14 protein-coding genes and 1 tRNA gene are annotated in these 15,865 nt (G+C 71.5%); 12 read left to right on the forward strand and 3 right to left on the reverse strand.

Translation table 11 applies throughout. From position 1 onward, the window contains the following. Window positions 1-60: 60 nt before the first annotated feature. A complete protein-coding gene (gene pgi, locus C0010_RS12355) occupies window positions 61-1,737 on the reverse strand; it encodes a glucose-6-phosphate isomerase (RefSeq protein ID WP_105567392.1) in 1,677 nt (558 codons plus the stop codon). Window positions 1,738-1,867: 130 nt separating this feature from the next. On the opposite strand from pgi, the gene C0010_RS12360 reads away from it, so the two are divergent. The 3 genes from C0010_RS12360 (at window position 1,868) to pepN (ending at window position 5,705) form a co-directional block, all read left to right on the forward strand. Beyond that, the gene (locus C0010_RS12360; protein ID WP_105567393.1) at window positions 1,868-2,878 is read left to right on the forward strand and encodes a CobW family GTP-binding protein; all 1,011 of its coding nucleotides are present in this window, start codon (window positions 1,868-1,870) and stop codon (window positions 2,876-2,878) included. A 94-nt stretch (window positions 2,879-2,972) separates the two neighbouring features. Further along, window positions 2,973-3,048 (forward strand) — tRNA-Met (locus C0010_RS15050). A gap of 140 nt (window positions 3,049-3,188) precedes the next feature. After that, a complete protein-coding gene (gene pepN / locus C0010_RS12365) occupies window positions 3,189-5,705 on the forward strand; it encodes an aminopeptidase N (protein WP_105567394.1) in 2,517 nt (838 codons plus the stop codon). A gap of 73 nt (window positions 5,706-5,778) precedes the next feature. On the opposite strand, the gene C0010_RS12370 is transcribed toward pepN, so the two are convergent. Then, window positions 5,779-6,534, reverse strand: coding sequence for an ABC transporter permease (locus C0010_RS12370; RefSeq protein ID WP_105567395.1), 756 nt, complete (start codon window positions 6,532-6,534; stop codon window positions 5,779-5,781). After that, on the reverse strand, window positions 6,531-7,250 hold the full coding sequence (locus C0010_RS12375) for an ABC transporter ATP-binding protein (RefSeq protein ID WP_105567396.1): 720 nt from the start codon (window positions 7,248-7,250) through the stop codon (window positions 6,531-6,533). The genes C0010_RS12370 and C0010_RS12375 overlap by 4 nt, the downstream gene beginning before the upstream one ends. A gap of 129 nt (window positions 7,251-7,379) precedes the next feature. On the opposite strand from C0010_RS12375, the gene C0010_RS12380 reads away from it, so the two are divergent. The 9 genes from C0010_RS12380 to C0010_RS12420 all read left to right on the forward strand — a co-directional run bounded on the left by C0010_RS12380 (window position 7,380) and on the right by C0010_RS12420 (window position 15,861). After that, entirely contained in the window at window positions 7,380-8,639 is a 1,260-nt protein-coding gene (locus C0010_RS12380; protein WP_158685498.1) for a sensor histidine kinase, read from the forward strand. Further along, the gene (locus C0010_RS12385) at window positions 8,632-9,285 is read left to right on the forward strand and encodes a response regulator (protein ID WP_105567398.1); all 654 of its coding nucleotides are present in this window, start codon (window positions 8,632-8,634) and stop codon (window positions 9,283-9,285) included. The genes C0010_RS12380 and C0010_RS12385 overlap by 8 nt, the downstream gene beginning before the upstream one ends. A gap of 164 nt (window positions 9,286-9,449) precedes the next feature. Then, the gene (locus tag C0010_RS12390; RefSeq protein ID WP_105567399.1) at window positions 9,450-10,868 is read left to right on the forward strand and encodes a sugar porter family MFS transporter; all 1,419 of its coding nucleotides are present in this window, start codon (window positions 9,450-9,452) and stop codon (window positions 10,866-10,868) included. A 147-nt stretch (window positions 10,869-11,015) separates the two neighbouring features. Further along, the gene (gene ftsE / locus C0010_RS12395) at window positions 11,016-12,011 is read left to right on the forward strand and encodes a cell division ATP-binding protein FtsE (RefSeq protein WP_105567400.1); all 996 of its coding nucleotides are present in this window, start codon (window positions 11,016-11,018) and stop codon (window positions 12,009-12,011) included. After that, window positions 12,008-12,925, forward strand: coding sequence for a permease-like cell division protein FtsX (gene ftsX / locus C0010_RS12400; protein WP_105567401.1), 918 nt, complete (start codon window positions 12,008-12,010; stop codon window positions 12,923-12,925). The genes ftsE and ftsX overlap by 4 nt, the downstream gene beginning before the upstream one ends. A gap of 96 nt (window positions 12,926-13,021) precedes the next feature. Further along, window positions 13,022-13,519, forward strand: a complete 498-nt coding sequence (gene smpB, locus C0010_RS12405) for an SsrA-binding protein SmpB (protein WP_105567402.1) — start codon at window positions 13,022-13,024, stop codon at window positions 13,517-13,519. Between the two features lie 80 nt (window positions 13,520-13,599). Further along, a complete protein-coding gene (locus tag C0010_RS12410) occupies window positions 13,600-14,061 on the forward strand; it encodes a prepilin peptidase (protein WP_105567403.1) in 462 nt (153 codons plus the stop codon). A gap of 87 nt (window positions 14,062-14,148) precedes the next feature. Then, complete coding sequence (locus C0010_RS12415) at window positions 14,149-15,219, forward strand: YihY/virulence factor BrkB family protein (RefSeq protein ID WP_105567404.1); 1,071 nt, start codon at window positions 14,149-14,151, stop codon at window positions 15,217-15,219. Window positions 15,220-15,228: 9 nt separating this feature from the next. After that, on the forward strand, window positions 15,229-15,861 hold the full coding sequence (locus C0010_RS12420) for a CYTH domain-containing protein (protein WP_105567405.1): 633 nt from the start codon (window positions 15,229-15,231) through the stop codon (window positions 15,859-15,861). Window positions 15,862-15,865 lie beyond the last annotated feature (4 nt).

Genomic DNA, 15,865 nt, shown 5'->3' on the forward strand with positions numbered 1-15,865 from the left:
CGGGCATCCGGGGACGCGAACGGCCCGCACCGAGCCGGTGCGGGCCGTTAGGTCTGCCAGTCAGGCCGTGCGGTGCTCCGCGTAGTACGCGAGCAGAGCCTGAGTCGAGGGATCCTGCGCCTCGACGGCCGCGGCATCGCCCTCGATCGCCGGGGCGATCTGCAGGGCGAGCTGCTTTCCGAGCTCGACGCCCCACTGGTCGAACGAGTTGATGCCCCAGATCACGCCCTGCGTGAAGGTGATGTGCTCGTAGAGCGCGATGAGCTGGCCGAGCACGGCGGGGGTGAGCGACGAGGCGAAGATCGAGGTCGTCGGGCGGTTGCCGCTGAACGTGCGGGCGGCGACGAGCGGGCCCGTCGTGCCCTCGGCTTCGACCTCTTCCGCCGTCTTGCCGAAGGCGAGCGCCTTCGTCTGCGCCAGGAAGTTCGCCAGGAAGAGGCCGTGCACGTCGCGGTCGCCGTCCTTCAGCGGGTACGCCGGGTTGACGAAGGCGATGAAATCGGCGGGGATCAGGCGGGTGCCCTGGTGGATCAGCTGGTAGAAGGCGTGCTGGCCGTTGGTGCCGGGCTCGCCCCAGAACACCTCGCCGGTGTCGGTCGTGACGGGGGTGCCGTCCCAGCGCACCGACTTGCCGTTCGACTCCATCGTGAGCTGCTGCAGGTACGCGGGGAATCGGCTGAGCTGCTGGGCGTACGGGAGCACGGCGTGCGACTGCGAGCCGAGGAAGTTGGTGTACCAGACGTTGAGCAGCCCCATCAGGACGGGCACGTTCTGCGCGAGCGGCGCCGTGCGCACGTGCTCGTCTACGGCGTGGAAGCCCGCGAGCAGGTCGCGGAAAGCAGGGGGGCCGAAGACGATGGCGAGCGAGGTGCCGATCGCCGAGTCGACCGAGTAGCGACCGCCGACCCAGTCCCAGAAGCCGAACGCGTTGTTCGTGTCGATCCCGAACTCCGCGACCTTGTCGAGCGCCGTCGACACGGCGATGAAGTGGCGCGACACGGCCTCGTTCTTCGCCTCGTCGTCGCCGTCGATGATGCCGCGCTCAGCGAGCCCCTGCCACAGCCACTCGCGCGCCATCCGGGCGTTCGTGAGCGTTTCGAGCGTCGTGAAGGTCTTCGACGCGACGATGAACAGCGTCGTCTCCGGGTCGAGGCCCGACACCTTCTGGGCGAGGTCGGTCGGGTCGATGTTCGACACGAACCGCGCCTCGATCCCGGCGTCCGCGTACGGCTTCAGCGCCTCGTAGACCATCACGGGCCCCAGGTCGCTGCCGCCGATGCCGATGTTCACGACGTGCGTGACGCGCTTGCCCGTGATGCCCGTCCAGTCTCCGGAGCGGACCCTGTCCGCAAAGGCGGATACGCGGGCGAGCACCTCCTGCACGTCGGCGTCGACGTGCTGTCCGTCGATCGTGAGCGACGATCCCGCGGGCGCCCGCAGCGCCGTGTGGAGCACGGCGCGGTCCTCCGTCGTGTTGATGTGCTCGCCGGCGAGCATCGCGGCATAGCGCTCGGCGACGCCGCTCTCCTCGGCGAGCTTCACGAGAGACGCGAGGATCTCGTCGGTGACGAGGTTCTTCGACAGGTCGACGCGCAGGTCGGCGAGGTCGAACGCGAACCGCTGCGCGCGGTCGGGGTCGGCGTCGAACCAGCCGCGGAGGTCGGGCTCGAACGCGTCGCGGTGGGCGGTGAGCTCCGCCCAGGCTGTCGTGGTGGTGGCATCGACGGGTGCAGTCATGCGATCAATCTAGTGTCATCAGTGTTAAGACGGCGTGACATTGCGGGATGTTCCGGCAGGTCGTCCCGCGGCGAGGCAGCGGGTCCTCCCGCTACCCTGGTGAGAGCAATTCTCAGGAACGGAGGGCCGGATGACCGTGCCGGTGATCGCTCTGACGGGCCCGCTGGGGGCGGGGAAGACCACGGTGCTCAACCACCTGCTCGCCGCGCCCGGCGCACGCATCGGGGTCGTGGTCAACGACTTCGGCGCGATCAACGTCGACGCGGGACTCGTCGTCGGTCAGGTCGACGAGGCCGCCTCGATCGCGGGCGGATGCGTGTGCTGCATGCCGGATGCGGGTGGGCTCGACGAAGCGCTCGCGGCGCTCACCGACCCGAAGCTGCGCCTCGACGCCGTGATCGTCGAGGCGAGCGGCGTCGCGGAGCCCGTGGCGCTCGCCCGCCTCATCCGGTTCAGCGGCGCCGACAACGCCAGGCTCGGGGGAGTGATCGACGTGATCGACGCGGTCGAGTACGAGGAATCGGTCGCGGCGGGGCTCGTGGCGCCCGCCCGATACGCCGCGGCGACGCTCGCCGTCGTGAACAAGACCGACATCGTGCCGGAGCGCGAACGAGACGCGCGGGTCGCCGCGCTCGCCGCTGCGGTGCGGGAGCACAATCCCGGGGTCGAGGTCGTCCCGGCCGCCAGGGGCGCGATCGACCCCGGGCTCGTCTTCGACGTCGACGGCGAGGACGACCCCGTCGACCAGCTTCCGATCGCCCAGCTGCTCCGTGAACAGGCGGCGGCCAGCGCGCACGACCACGCGCACGCGGAGTCGGTGGGAACGACGGCCGCCGCGCCCGTCGCCGCGGGGGCGCTCGTCGACCTGTTGGAGAGCCCGCCCGAGGGCGCATACCGGATGAAGGGCACCGTGCCGGTGCGGACGGCGCGGGGATCGCGCGCCTACACGGTGCACAGGGTCGGGCGGTCGGTGCACGTCGAGCGAGCCCCGCGCGGGCGGTCGGCCGACGGGCTCGTTGCGATCGGCACTCGGCTGGCCGTCGATGCCGCGGAGCGCATCGCCGATGCGCTCCGCCCCGCCGAGACCGCCGACGCCGACGGCCTGCGCAGGCTCGAGCGTTACGAGCGCCTGAGCCACTGAGCCGAAGAGCGGCCGACGCTCAGCGGATGCATAGGGAAAACATCGGCAGCATCCGGTGACAGGGAGCGGCGTGCTCGCTAGCTTGGAGGTGCTCCGCGGCGATCCGGACGGTTCCGGGCACTGGTTCATAACCTGCTGCGCAGCGGGTCCGACTCCCGCCGCCGCGTCCACTCATCCGGCCCCTCCTGCCCCGCCGCGCCCGGCCGCGGTCGCAGATGACGCGGAGAAATCGACCGATCTGGCGCGGATATCGTCACCGCGGCGGAGGGTGAGGGAGAGCGGTGGCGGCGCCGTCTGCGAGCATTGACGGGTGACGAATCCGAACGCCTCCGCCAACCTCACCCGTGAAGAGACTGCGGCCCGCGCCGCCGCGATCCGGCTGCGCGCACAGCGCGTCTTCCTCGATGTCACGAGCGCTCCCGAGCCGGATGCCACGGGCTTCGGCGTCACGTGCGAGCTCGACATCGAGACCGAGGCGCCCGAGACCTGGGTCGACTTCCTCGGCGAGGCCGTGTCCGAGGTGTCGGTCAACGGCGAACGGCGCGACGTCGAGTGGGACGGCGCGCGCATCCGTGTGACGGGGCTCGCGAGCGGGAGCAGCACCATCCGGATCGTCGCCGCGGGCGCGTACAGCCGCTCCGGCGAGGGCCTGCACCGCTTCGTCGACCCCGTCGACGGCGAGACGTACCTGTACACGCAGTACGAGCCGGCCGACTCGCGCCGCGTCAACCCCTGCTTCGAGCAGCCGGACATGAAGGCGCCCTGGACCTTCGAGATCACGGCACCCGCCGGCTGGACGCTGCTCAACAACGCTCCGGCCGCCGAGAGGCACGACGACGGCGGGCGGCAGACCGTGCGCTTCGCCGAGACCCTGCCGATCCCGAGCTACATCACGGCCGTCGCCGCCGGCCCGTACCATCGCGTCGCGGGGGAGTGGGCCCGCGACGGGCAGCGCGTTGAGCTGGGCGTGCTGTGCCGCGCATCGCTGGCCGAGCACCTCGACGCCGAGAACATCCTCGAGGTCACGCGGCAGGGGCTGGGCTTCTTCGACGACGCCTTCGCCTACCCGTACCCGTGGGGCAAGTACGACCAGATCTTCGTCCCCGAGTACAACCTCGGCGCGATGGAGAACCCCGGCCTCGTCACCTTCACCGAGAGCTATGTGTTCCGCGGCGCCGCGACCCGCGCCCAGCACGAGGGCCGGGCCAACACGATCCTGCACGAGATGGCGCACATGTGGTTCGGCGACCTCGCGACCATGCGCTGGTGGGACGACCTCTGGCTGAAGGAGTCGTTCGCCGACTACATGGGCTCGCACGCGTCGGCGGCTGCCACGGAGTACACCGATGCGTGGGTGTCGTTCGCGAACCGGCGCAAGGCCTGGGCCTACCAGGCCGACCAGCTGCCGACGACGCACCCGATCGTCGCCGACATCCCCGACCTGGAGGCCGCGAAGCTGAACTTCGACGGCATCACCTATGCGAAGGGCGCGTCCGTGCTGAAGCAGCTCGTCGCGTTCGTCGGCGAGGAGGCGTTCTTCGAAGCCGCTCGCCGGTACTTCGCGGCGCATGCGTTCGGAAGCACGACGCTCGACGACCTGCTCGCTCCGCTGGCCGAGGTCTCGGGCCGCGACGTGCGCGGCTGGGCGTCGGCGTGGCTCGAGACCTCCGGCATGTCGACCCTCGCGGTCGACCGCGACGGCGAGGGCGCCGCGCTCACCCAGACGGACCCGCGGCCGCACCGCGTCGGCGTGGGGCTGTACCGGATGACGGGCGGCCGCCTGTCGCGCACGAGCCTGATCGACCTCGACATCCGGAAGGAGCGCACGGCGTTCGCGGGCCTCACGGCCGCCGCCGTGCGCGGCGCCGACCTCGTGCTCCCCAACGACGGCGACCTCAGCTACGCCAAGGCGCGCCTCGACGCGCGCTCGGTGGACGCGGCCGCCGAGGCGCTGTCGACGATCGACGACGACCTCGCCCGCGGCCTCGTGTGGTCGGCGCTGTGGAACGCGACGCGCGACGGCGAGCTGCCCGCCGCGCGCTACCTCGAGATCGTCCGCCGCCACGCGCCGGCCGAGGCCCACGTCGGCCTCCTCACGCAGACGCTCGCGAACGCCGGCTTCGCCGTCGGACACTACGTTCCGGATGCCGCGAAGCGGGCAGAGGAGCGCACGTGGCTGGAGGCGACGTGGCAGGGAATGGGCGCGGCGACCCCTGGCAGCGACGCGCAGCTGGCATGGGCCCGCGCGCTCGCGGCGGCCGCGAGCCGCGACGCGCATCGCGCCGATGAGATCAGGGGCATGCTCGACGGGCGCGGCGTTCCCGCCGGGCTGCCGCTCGACGCCGACCTGCGCTGGAGCCTGCTGACGGCGCTCGCCGCGACGGGGCGCGCGACCGAGGCCGACGCCGCGGCGGAGCTCGAGCGCGACGACACGCTCTCGGGCCGCACGGCGTGGGTCGAGGTCATGGCCTCGCGCCCCGAAGCCGACGTGCGCGCGGCGGCGTGGGAGGCGGCGTGGACGGATGCAGCGCTCAGCAACGACCACCTGCAGGCGACGATCGACGGCGTCGCGGCCGGTGGGCGCCGCGACCTGATCGAGCGCTTCGACGCCGACTACTTCGCGCGGCTCCGCGAGACGTGGGCGACGCGCAGCATCGAGATCGCCCGCCGCCTCGTGCGCGATCTCTTCCCGCAGCGGGGCGACCTCGCCCTGGCTGACGCGTGGCTCGCGGAGAACGAGGACGCGCCGGGGTCGCTGCGCCGCCTCGTCATCGAGCAGCGCGACCACCTGCGCCGCGACCTGGAGGTGCGCGCGGCGAACGCGTAGGCGCGCAACCGGCCGCGGGAGACCGCCTGTCGAGGCGACCGCCCGCGGCCGGTCCGCGCCGCTGGTTCCTGGCCTACGCGACCTCGCGGCGCGCCGTGCGCCAGAGCCCGAAGCCCAACGGCGCGAGGCACCACAGCGCGACGACGGTGCCCAGCTGCGCCCAATCCTCGCCGCTCATCGATCCGGATACGAGCGGCAGCGTCGCGCCGGACAGGTCGAGCCACGGCACGAGATCCGCGAGGGCTGGGATCATCGCGAGCACGCTCACCGCGAGCGGCAGCACGATGAACGCGACGATCGCGAGCGGGGTGCTGAGCAGAGCGAGCCCGACGCCCACGCCCAGCGCAACATAGATCGTCAGCGTCGCGACCTGGCCGAGCACGTAGCCGGCGTCGAGGGTCCAAGAGCCGTCGCCGCCGAACGCGGCGATGCCGATCAGATTGACGGCGGCGGCCGCGGCGAAGCTCGCCGCCACCAGGACCGCACCGAGCAGCAGCGCGGACGCGAGCTTCGCGATGTTCACGAGCGTCCGCCGGGGCTCGAGCGCGAAAGTGGTGAGCCCCGTGCGCTGGCTCCACTCGCTCGTTGCGGCCATGACGCCGACGAACGGAAGCAGGATCCCCCACCCGCCGGACGAGAAGTCGATGAACGCGCGCCAGGTGAGACCGTCCGGCTCGAGGATCCACAGCGGCAGGACCGCGCCGCCGATCGTGATCAGGGCGATCGCGATCAGGATCCACAGGCCCGCGCGCGTGTCGAGTTGCTTGCGCAGCTCGACGCGAGCGTGGCGGAGGAACGGGATCCGGCGGCCCGCGAGGACGTCGCTCATGCGCTCGCCCCCTCGCGGCCCCGACCCGACGTGGCGCCGAAGAACAGGTCCTCGAGCGATCCGTCGGCGGTGAGGTCCGCCTTGGGACCCTCGGCGAGCACGCGCCCGCCTCCCATGATCACGACGTCGTCGGCGATCTGGTCGAGCTCGGCGAGCTGGTGCGACGACAGGAGCACCGTGCCGCCCTCGTCGGCGAAGCCCCGCACCAGGTCCCGCATCCATCGGATGCCGGACGGATCGAGGCCGTTCGCCGGTTCGTCCAGGATCAGCACGGCCGGGTCGGCGAGCAGGGCCTGGGCGATCCCGAGCCGCTGGCGCATGCCGAGCGAGTAACCGCCCGTGCGCCGGGCGGCCTCCTTCTTCGTCAGGCCGACGCGGTCGATCGCCCTGTCGATCGCGTCCGGTCCGAGGCCCATCGTCATCGCGGCCAGGGCGAGCGTCTCGCGCCCCGTGCGCCCCTTGTGCATGGCGGATGCGTCGAGTAGCACCCCCACGTGGCGGCCGGGGTTCGGCACCTCCGTGAACGGCACCCCGAGGATGCGCGACTCGCCGGAGTCGGGGCGTGCGAACCCGACGAGCATTCGCATCGTCGTCGACTTGCCGGCGCCGTTCGGGCCGAGGAATCCCGTCACGCGGTAGGGCTTCGCCGTGAACGACACGCGGTCCACGGCGACGGTCGATCCGTACTTCTTGGTCAGTTCCTTCGCTTCGATCATGCCTCAACGCTCCCGCGCGGCGGCACGGCGGCGCATCGGACCGGGGTCTCTTCCCGGTCCGCCCTTCGGTGGATGCGGTCGAGCCGAACGGGGGAGGGAACGGACCGGCCGCATCAGTAGGGTCGAATGGTGACGACAGCGCCCGCACGGATCGAGTACGCGACAGGAGCGCGCCTCGGAACCTGGTCGCGCGTCTGGCGCTACCTCGTGGTGGTCGCGTCAGGGCTGTTCGCGTGGGTGATCGGCTACGGCTTCGTGGCGACCGAGATCGAGACGACGAACGCGTCGGATGCGGCCTCCGCCGCGCTCTTCGGGCTGGCGCTGCTCGACGCCGTGGTCTTCGTCGTCGCGACGTTCCTACTGCCGCTGCGCCGACGAGCGCCTGCGGTCATCGCGATCACGACCTCGCTGCTCGGCGCGGTCTCCGCGATGACGTACGCGGGGCCGGCACAGCTCGCCGCGGTCTCGAACGCGACCCACCGGCGGTGGGCGCCGATCGTCGCCAACACCGTCGCGATGGTCGGGGCGGCGTGCGCCTACGAGTACCTCATCCCCGGGGTCGCCCTGGAGCCGGTCTCGTTCTGGATCCTGCTCCCCGTGGTGATCATCGCCGCCATCGTCCCCGTGACGTTCGGCCTCTACATCGGCGCCCGGCGCGCCCTGCTGTCGTCCCTGCACGACCGCGCCGTCGAAGCCGAGCACGAGCGCGAGCTGCAGGTCAGGGCGGCCCAGGCCGGTGAGCGCACCCGGATCGCCCGCGAGATGCACGATGTGCTCGCGCACCGCATCTCGCTCGTCGCGATGCACGCGGGCGCGCTCACGCACCGCGAGGACCTCACCCGCGACGAGACGCGGCGCACCGCCGTGCTCGTACAGGACAACGCCCGCCTGGCGATGGCGGAGCTGCGCCAGGTGCTCGGCGTGCTGAAGGCGCCGGACGGGGGCGTCGAGGCACCGCAGCCGACCCTCGCCGCACTGCCCGCCCTGTTCGACGAGGCGCGGTCGGCGGGGGCATCGATCGACGGGGAGGGACCGTTCGCGGTCGTCGGGGCCGAGGACGCCGAGCGGGAGCAGCCGCCCGACCTCGTCTCCCGCACCGCATTCCGCGTCGTGCAGGAGGCGCTGACGAACGCCCGCAAGCACGCTCCGGGCGCACCGATCCGCGTGCGCATCGGCGGGCGTCCCGGCGGACTCCTGGCGGTCGAGGTGACGAACGGCTCGCCGGGCCGCGCTCCCGGCCCCGCGGGCGTCGGCGGTGCGGGCATGGGGCTCGCGGGGCTCGCCGAGCGCGTCGGCCTCGCGGGAGGCACGATCGACTACGGTCCGAACGGGAAGAACGGATTCGCGGTGCGCGCGTGGCTGCCCTGGGGAGAGAGCACGGATGACTGACGCGATCAGGGTCGTGGTCGTCGACGACGACCCGCTCGTGCGTGCGGGCCTGACGATGATGCTCGGCGGCGACCAGGGCATCGATGTCGTCGCGGAGGCCGCGAATGGCCGGGAGGGCGTCGACCTCGTCGCGCGCGAGCGTCCGCACATTGCCCTCATGGACATCCGGATGCCCGTGCTCGACGGCCTGGCCGCGGTGCGCGAGATCTCGGCCAGCGGGTCCGCGACGCGCGTCATCGTGCTGACGACGTTCGACGCAGACGACATGGTGCTCGCGGCGCTGCGGGACGGCGCGGCGGGGTTCCTGCTGAAGGACACGCCTCCCGCCGACCTCGTCGACGCGGTCAGGCGCGTCGCACGGGGCGAGCCGATGCTCTCGCCGAGCGTGACGCATCAGCTGATCGCCGCGGCGACGAGGGCGCACGCCCCGTCCGGCGACGCCCGCGCGCTCGTGGAGTCGCTGACCGAGCGCGAACGCGAGGTCGCCGCGGCCGTCGCACGGGGCCTGTCGAACTCCGAGATCGCCGCCGAGCTCTTCATCGGCGTCGCGACCGTGAAGACCCACATCGGCCACCTCTTCGCGAAGTTCGCCGCCGACAACCGGGTGCAGCTCGCGCGCCGGGTCTACGAGGCCGGGCTGCGGTAGGCGAGGGGCCCGGCGAATGCACGGTGTGCGGGGCGCGGAGAGGGACACAGCCGCCGGGACGGGGTAGAGTGTCGGCGCACCAGCGCCATGGCGGCGCTCCGTCCCGCCTGCCGCAGTGCGCCATCATCCGCGCCGTGGCGGGCGATCCACGAGATCGGACATCCATGTCAGACACGCTTCCCTCCCGCATCAGCGGGCGGGTCATCGGAATCGCGATCGCGGCGGCCCTCGGCGGCTTCCTCTTCGGCTACGACACCTCCGTGATCAACGGCGCCGTCGACGCGCTCTCGTCGGAGTTCGCGCTCGGCTCCGCGCTGCAGGGCTTCGCGGTGTCGATCGCGCTCCTCGGGTGCGCTGTCGGCGCCTGGTTCGCCGGCAGCATCGCGAACCGATTCGGCCGCGTTCCCGTGATGGTGGTCGCCGCCGTCCTCTTCTTGATCTCGGCGATCGGCTCCGGGCTCGCGTTCGGTGTCGTCGATCTGATGATCTGGCGCGCCGTCGGCGGCCTCGGCGTCGGCGCCGCGTCCGTGATCGCGCCCGCATACATCGCGGAGGTCTCGCCCGCCCGCGTCCGCGGCCGCCTCGGGTCGTTGCAGCAGCTCGCGATCGTGCTCGGCATCTTCGCCGCCCTGCTCACGAACGCCGTTCTCGCCGCATCGTCCGGCGGTGCCGCCGAGGCGTATTGGTTCGGCATCGAGACCTGGCGCTGGATGTTCATGGCCGAGGCCGTTCCCGCACTCGTCTACGGCATCCTCGCGTTCCGCCTGCCGGAATCGCCGCGCTACCTCGTGCACAAGGGCGATATCGATGGCGCTTCGCGCGTTCTGCTGGATTTCACGGGCGAGCCGGACGTCAATACCAGGGTGGTCCAGATCCGGGAATCGCTGCACGACGAGAAGAACGAGTCGCTGCGCGACCTGCGCGGTCGCACGCTCGGGTTGCGTCCCATCGTCTGGGTCGGCATTCTGCTGAGCGTCTTCCAGCAGTTCGTCGGCATCAACGTCATCTTCTACTACTCGACGACGCTGTGGCGCTCCGTCGGCTTCAGCGAGGACAGCGCGCTGATGACGAGCGTCATCACTTCGGTGACCAACATCGTGGTCACGATCGTCGCGATCCTCCTCGTGGACAGGGTGGGCCGGAAGGCGCTGCTGATCGCGGGCTCGATCATCATGACGATCGCATTGGGCATCATGGCCGTCGCGTTCTCGTTCGCCGACCTCGTCACGGCCGCCGACGGCACCACGACCGCCTCCCTCGAAGCGCCGTGGTCGGTGATCGCCCTGATCGCAGCGAACCTGTTCGTCGTCGGCTTCGGCGCGACCTGGGGCCCGATCGTCTGGGTGCTGCTCGGCGAGATGTTCCCGAACCGCATCCGTGCGAGCGCACTCGCCGTCGCGGCCGCGGCCCAGTGGGTTGCGAACTTCGCGGTGTCGACCACCTTCCCGTGGCTCAGCGACATCTCGCTCAGCCTCGCCTATGGCCTCTACGCCGGGTTCAGCGCGCTGTCGTTGGTGTTCGTGATCTCCAAGGTGCGCGAGACGAAGGGCAAAGAGCTGGAGGACATGCCCGACGACGACTGACCCTCGCGCTTCGTGGGGCCGCGGGTGTGAGCAGCCGCGGCCCTGCTGCATGGGCGTGGCAGCGCCGACGTTGCCAGGGAGATCGCAGGTGGGCTCGGGTGTGTCGCGCGGGGGCGCCGAGGTGCGCGCGCATAGCCTGGGTACGCCATGATCCGGTTCGAACACGTCACAAAGCGCTATCGCGGAGCGGCGGCCCCCGCCCTAGACGACGTCACCTTCAACATCGCCCGAGGCGAGTTCGTCTTCCTCGTCGGCCCGTCGGGCTCGGGCAAGTCGTCGTGCCTCCGCCTCATCCTGCGCGAGGAGGTGCCGTCGAGCGGCGACGTGCTCGCCCTCGGCCGCGACACCAGCACGCTCTCGAACCGGCGCACCCCGTTCTTCCGCAGGAACATCGGCTCGGTCTTCCAGGACTTCCGGCTTCTGCCGGCGAAGAACGTCTTCCAGAACGTCGCGTTCGCCCTGCAGGTCATCGGCGCATCCCGTGCCATGGTCAAGCAGGCCGTCCCGGAGGCGCTCGACCGCGTGGGCCTGAAGGACAAGGCGAAGCGGATGCCGCACGAACTCTCCGGCGGCGAGCAGCAGCGCGTCGCGATCGCGCGGGCCCTCGTGAACAGCCCGCAGGTGATGCTCGCCGACGAGCCGACCGGCAACCTCGACCCCAAGACGTCCGCCGACATCATGGACCTGCTCGCGCTCATCAACGAGGGCGGGACGACCATCGTGATGGCGACGCACGAGGCCGCGATCGTCGACCGGATGCGCCGCCGCGTCATCGAGCTCGCCGACGGCCGCGTCGTGCGCGACGAGGCGACGGGCGGCTACGGCGACAGCTCGGCGCTCCAGCGCATCCGGATGCAGACCGAGAAGGGCGCCGAATCGACCGCGGCGCTCACGGCCGTCCAGGCGGCGCAGCGCGAGGCGGAGGAGCGGATGTCCGACGGCGCGGACGCGGCTCCGATCGGCGGAGCCGAGGCAGCGCTCGGCGAGCCCGCGGAAGCCGCTTCCTCGAGCCCAGCGAGCATCGCCGAGCCCGAGCCCACCGCCGCGCCGGAGCCCCCTGAGCCCGTGCCGGGCACCGAACCGGGGGTCGCCGATCGGCTGGGCCTGACGGGTGACGACCAGGAAGTAGGGCCCACCTCGTGAACATCGGCCTCATCCTCGGCGAAGCCTTCTCCGGCCTGCGCCGCAACCTCTCGATGGTCGTGTCGGTCATCCTGGTGACGTTCGTCTCCCTGACCTTCGTCGGTGCCGCGATCCTGATGCAGGCGCAGGTCTCGACGATGCGCGACTACTTCCAGGACCGCGCGCAGGTCGACATCTACCTCTGCTCCGACATCTCGTCCACGGACACCTGCGTCGACGGGTCCGCGACGGACGAGCAGGTCGCCGAGGTCGAGGCGATGCTCGACGCCGACACGCTCAACCCCCTGATCCAGGACTACACCTTCGAGTCGCAGGCCGACGCCTACGCGGCCTACGTCGAGAACTTCCCCGAGCAGGCCGAGAGCCTGAACGAGGAATGGACGAACGCGGTGTTCCACATCACGCTCGTCGCGCCGGACGACCCCGCCAACGCCGAGGCCGTCGTCGAGGCGTTCAGCGACGTCGACGGCGTCGAAGAGGTCTCGAACCAGATGGCCTACCTGCAGCCGCTGTTCTCGGCGCTCGCGATCGCGACGTACATCGCGGTCGGCATCGCCGCGCTCATGCTGATCTCCGCCGTGCTGCTGATCGGAACGACCATCCGCCTGTCCGCGTACGCGCGGCGGCGCGAGGTCGGCATCATGCGCCTGGTCGGTGCCTCGAACCGCGCGATCCAGACGCCGTTCGTCCTCGAGGGCGTCATCGCGTCGCTCATCGGGTCGATCTTCGCCAGCGGCGCGATCATCGCGATGGTGCACTTCGGGGTGAGCGGCTATCTCGCCGACCGGATGGGTCCCGTCCCGTGGGTCGGAATGCAGGAGGCGATCTGGGTGGTCGCCGTCGTGATCGTACTCGGCGTGGTGCTCGCCTGGGTCTCCGCGGGCATCGCCATCCGCCGCTGGCTCCGGACCTGACTCGCGCCTGAGCACGCGATTGAGCGTCGCAGGAGCGCACCTCCGAGCACAGGGTAGGATGGTGGGCTGGCCGTTGGGAGCGCCGGGGAGGCTGGAATGGCGAAGAAGCAGAAGAAGTCCGCACAGGATCCGAATCAGCGGACCGTCGCGGTCAATCGGCGCGCCCGTCACGAGTACGAGATCGAGAAGACCTACGAGGCGGGGCTCGTGCTGCAGGGCACCGAGGTCAAGTCGCTGCGGGAGGGCCATGCCAACCTCACCGACGGCTACGCGTACATCGACCGCGGCGAGGCCTGGCTCGATCAGGTGAACATCCCGCAGTACTCCAACGGCACGTGGACGAACCACGCGGCCAAGCGCAACCGCAAGCTCCTCCTGCACAAAGACGAGATCGCCAAGCTCAGCCACAAGGCCGCAGCGGGCGGCTACACGCTCGTGCCGCTGAAGCTGTACTTCGTCGACGGTCGTGCGAAGGTCGAGATCGGTGTCGCCAAGGGCAAGACGCAGTACGACAAGCGCCAGACTCTGCGGGAGCGGCAGGACAAGCGCGACGCCGAGCGCGCCATGCGCACGCGCAACCGGATGGGCGAGTAGCGCCCGCGGCGACCCGCACGGCGGGTTCGCCCATCCACAGGCACGAACGCCACCCCCGCGGGGCCGCCTAGCCTGACGGCATGGAACGGATGCTCGAGGTGCTCGCGCACGCGGCCTTCGCGCTCGCGGCACTCGCGATCATCCGGAGCGACATGCTCGAGCACCGCATCCCGAATCGTGTCGTACTGCCGGCGACGGCCGCCGTCGCGGTGCTGCTGGCGGGCGCGGCCGAGACCGGCGCGGGGGCGGAGCCGCTCGTTCGGGGAGCGCTCGGCGCGGGCCTGCTCGGCGGGTTCTACCTCGTGCTGTGGGGCGCGGGGCGCGGAATGGGCGGCGGCGACGTCAAGCTCGCCCTGCTCGTCGGACTGCTGACCGCCTGGCACGGGTGGGGTGCGTTCGCCGTGGGCGCGGCGGCGGCCTTCGTCCTCGGCGGCGGGGCCGCCCTCGCGCTCGTCGCCGCCCGCAGGGCCCGACGCGAGACGCGCATCGCGTTCGGCCCGTTCATGCTCCTCGGGGCATGCGTCGGGCCGCTTCTCGCGTGAACCCTCGCGGCGCGCTGCGGCTCGCGCATCAGCGGCGGCCCGGCGCGCGCCCGCTCCCCGGCGCAGGGCGCCCGGTAGCGTGGGGGCGTGGGGAAGATCCTGGACACCGTCGGCGCGATCATCGCGTGGGGCCTGAAGCTGCGGCTCGCGCGCGCCGTGCTGATGTACACCGACGCCCACGGCACGCTGCTCGCGGCGGCGATCACGTACCGGATGCTTTTCGCCGTGTTCGCGGCGGTGTTCCTGGGCTTCTCGTTCGCGTCGCTCTGGATCGCCGGCCGCGACGACTTGTGGGAGGCGATGATCCAGTCGATCGACCAGCTCGTACCAGGGCTCGTCGGGACCGACGGCAGCGCGCTCATCGACGTCTCCGAGATCACGACGCTGAGCACCGGTTTCACGGTGGCGAGCATTGCCGCCGTCGTCGCCCTGCTCTGGGCCCTCGTCAGCGCCGTCGGCAACCTCCGCCTGTCGCTGCGGGCCATCACGGGCAGCAACCCGTCGGAATCGATGGTGATCACGCGCCTGCTCGACCTGCTGTTCGCGCTGTCGATCGGGGTCCTGATCGCCGGGAGCACCGTGCTGACGTTCCTCGGCATGACGTTCACCGACAACGTCCTCGGGTGGCTCGGGCTCGATGCCGGCGGCGTATCCGGGGTCGTCACGATGATCGGCACGGTCCTCGTGACCTACATCATCGACGCCGTCATCATCGCCTGGCTGTTCTGGCTGCAGTCGGGCGTCAAGGTGTCGGTGCGCACGCTCCTGCCGGGCTCCCTGCTCGGCGCGATCGGCCTGGTCGCCCTGCAGCAGCTGTCCAGCCTGTTCGCGGGCGGCGCCCCGTCGAATCCGCTGCTGACCTCGTTCGCCTCGCTCATCGCGCTGCTTCTGTGGTTCAACCTCTCGGCACAGGTCGTGCTGATCTCGAGCGCCTTCATCGCGCTCACGGTCGAGGAGAACGAGGAGCGCGTCGCCGCTCGCTACGGTGCGGAGACCCTGAAACAGCGCGCCGTGCGGGCGGCGGAGCGCGAGGTGCGCGTCTCGGTCGACGCGCTCAAGGCCGCGCGCGAGGCCGAGGCCGAGGAGCGGCGCCGCATCAACGAGCGCCGCGCGAAGGCGGCTGCGAGCGCCGCAACGACAGGCGAGGAGCGTCGATAGACTCGACGCATGGCCGCAACCCCGCAGGCCGAGCCGTCGCGCTCGGTCGAGATCGAGAAGAAGTTCGACGTCGACGAGGGCACGCCGCTGCCGAACTGGGGCGGCATCCCCGGTGTCGCGTCGGTCTCGCCCGGTGAGGCGCGCCACCTCGACGCGATGTACCTCGACACGACCGACGCGGCGCTCGCGCGGGCGGGCGTCGCCGTGCGCCGGCGGACGGGGGGCCCGGATGCCGGGTGGCACATCAAGGGGCCGCTCGTCGACGGCGGGCGCACCGAGCTCGGTTGGCCGCTCGGCGAGGGCGATCGGGCCCCGGATGCCCTGCTCGCCGAGATCGCGCCGTGGGCGACCGAGCCGCTCGAGCCCCTCGCGCGCATCGTGAACGACCGCACGGCGTACGAACTGCGCGACGAGGAAGGGCACGTCGTCGCGGAGTTCGTCGACGACCGGGTGCGGGCCACCGACCTGCGCTCCGGCGTCGACCGCGCATGGGCCGAGTGGGAGATCGAGCTCGGCCCCGCCGGCCCGCAGGAACCGGCGGCCCGGGACGCGTTCTTCGCGGCCGTCGCGGCGGCCGCAGAGGAGGCGGGCGCCCGCCCCGCCGCTTCCGCCTCGAAGCTCGCGCGCGCCCTCGGGCGCTGACGCA

The organism is Microbacterium halophytorum, from assembly GCF_002970975.1.
Lineage (GTDB): Bacteria > Actinomycetota > Actinomycetes > Actinomycetales > Microbacteriaceae > Microbacterium > Microbacterium halophytorum.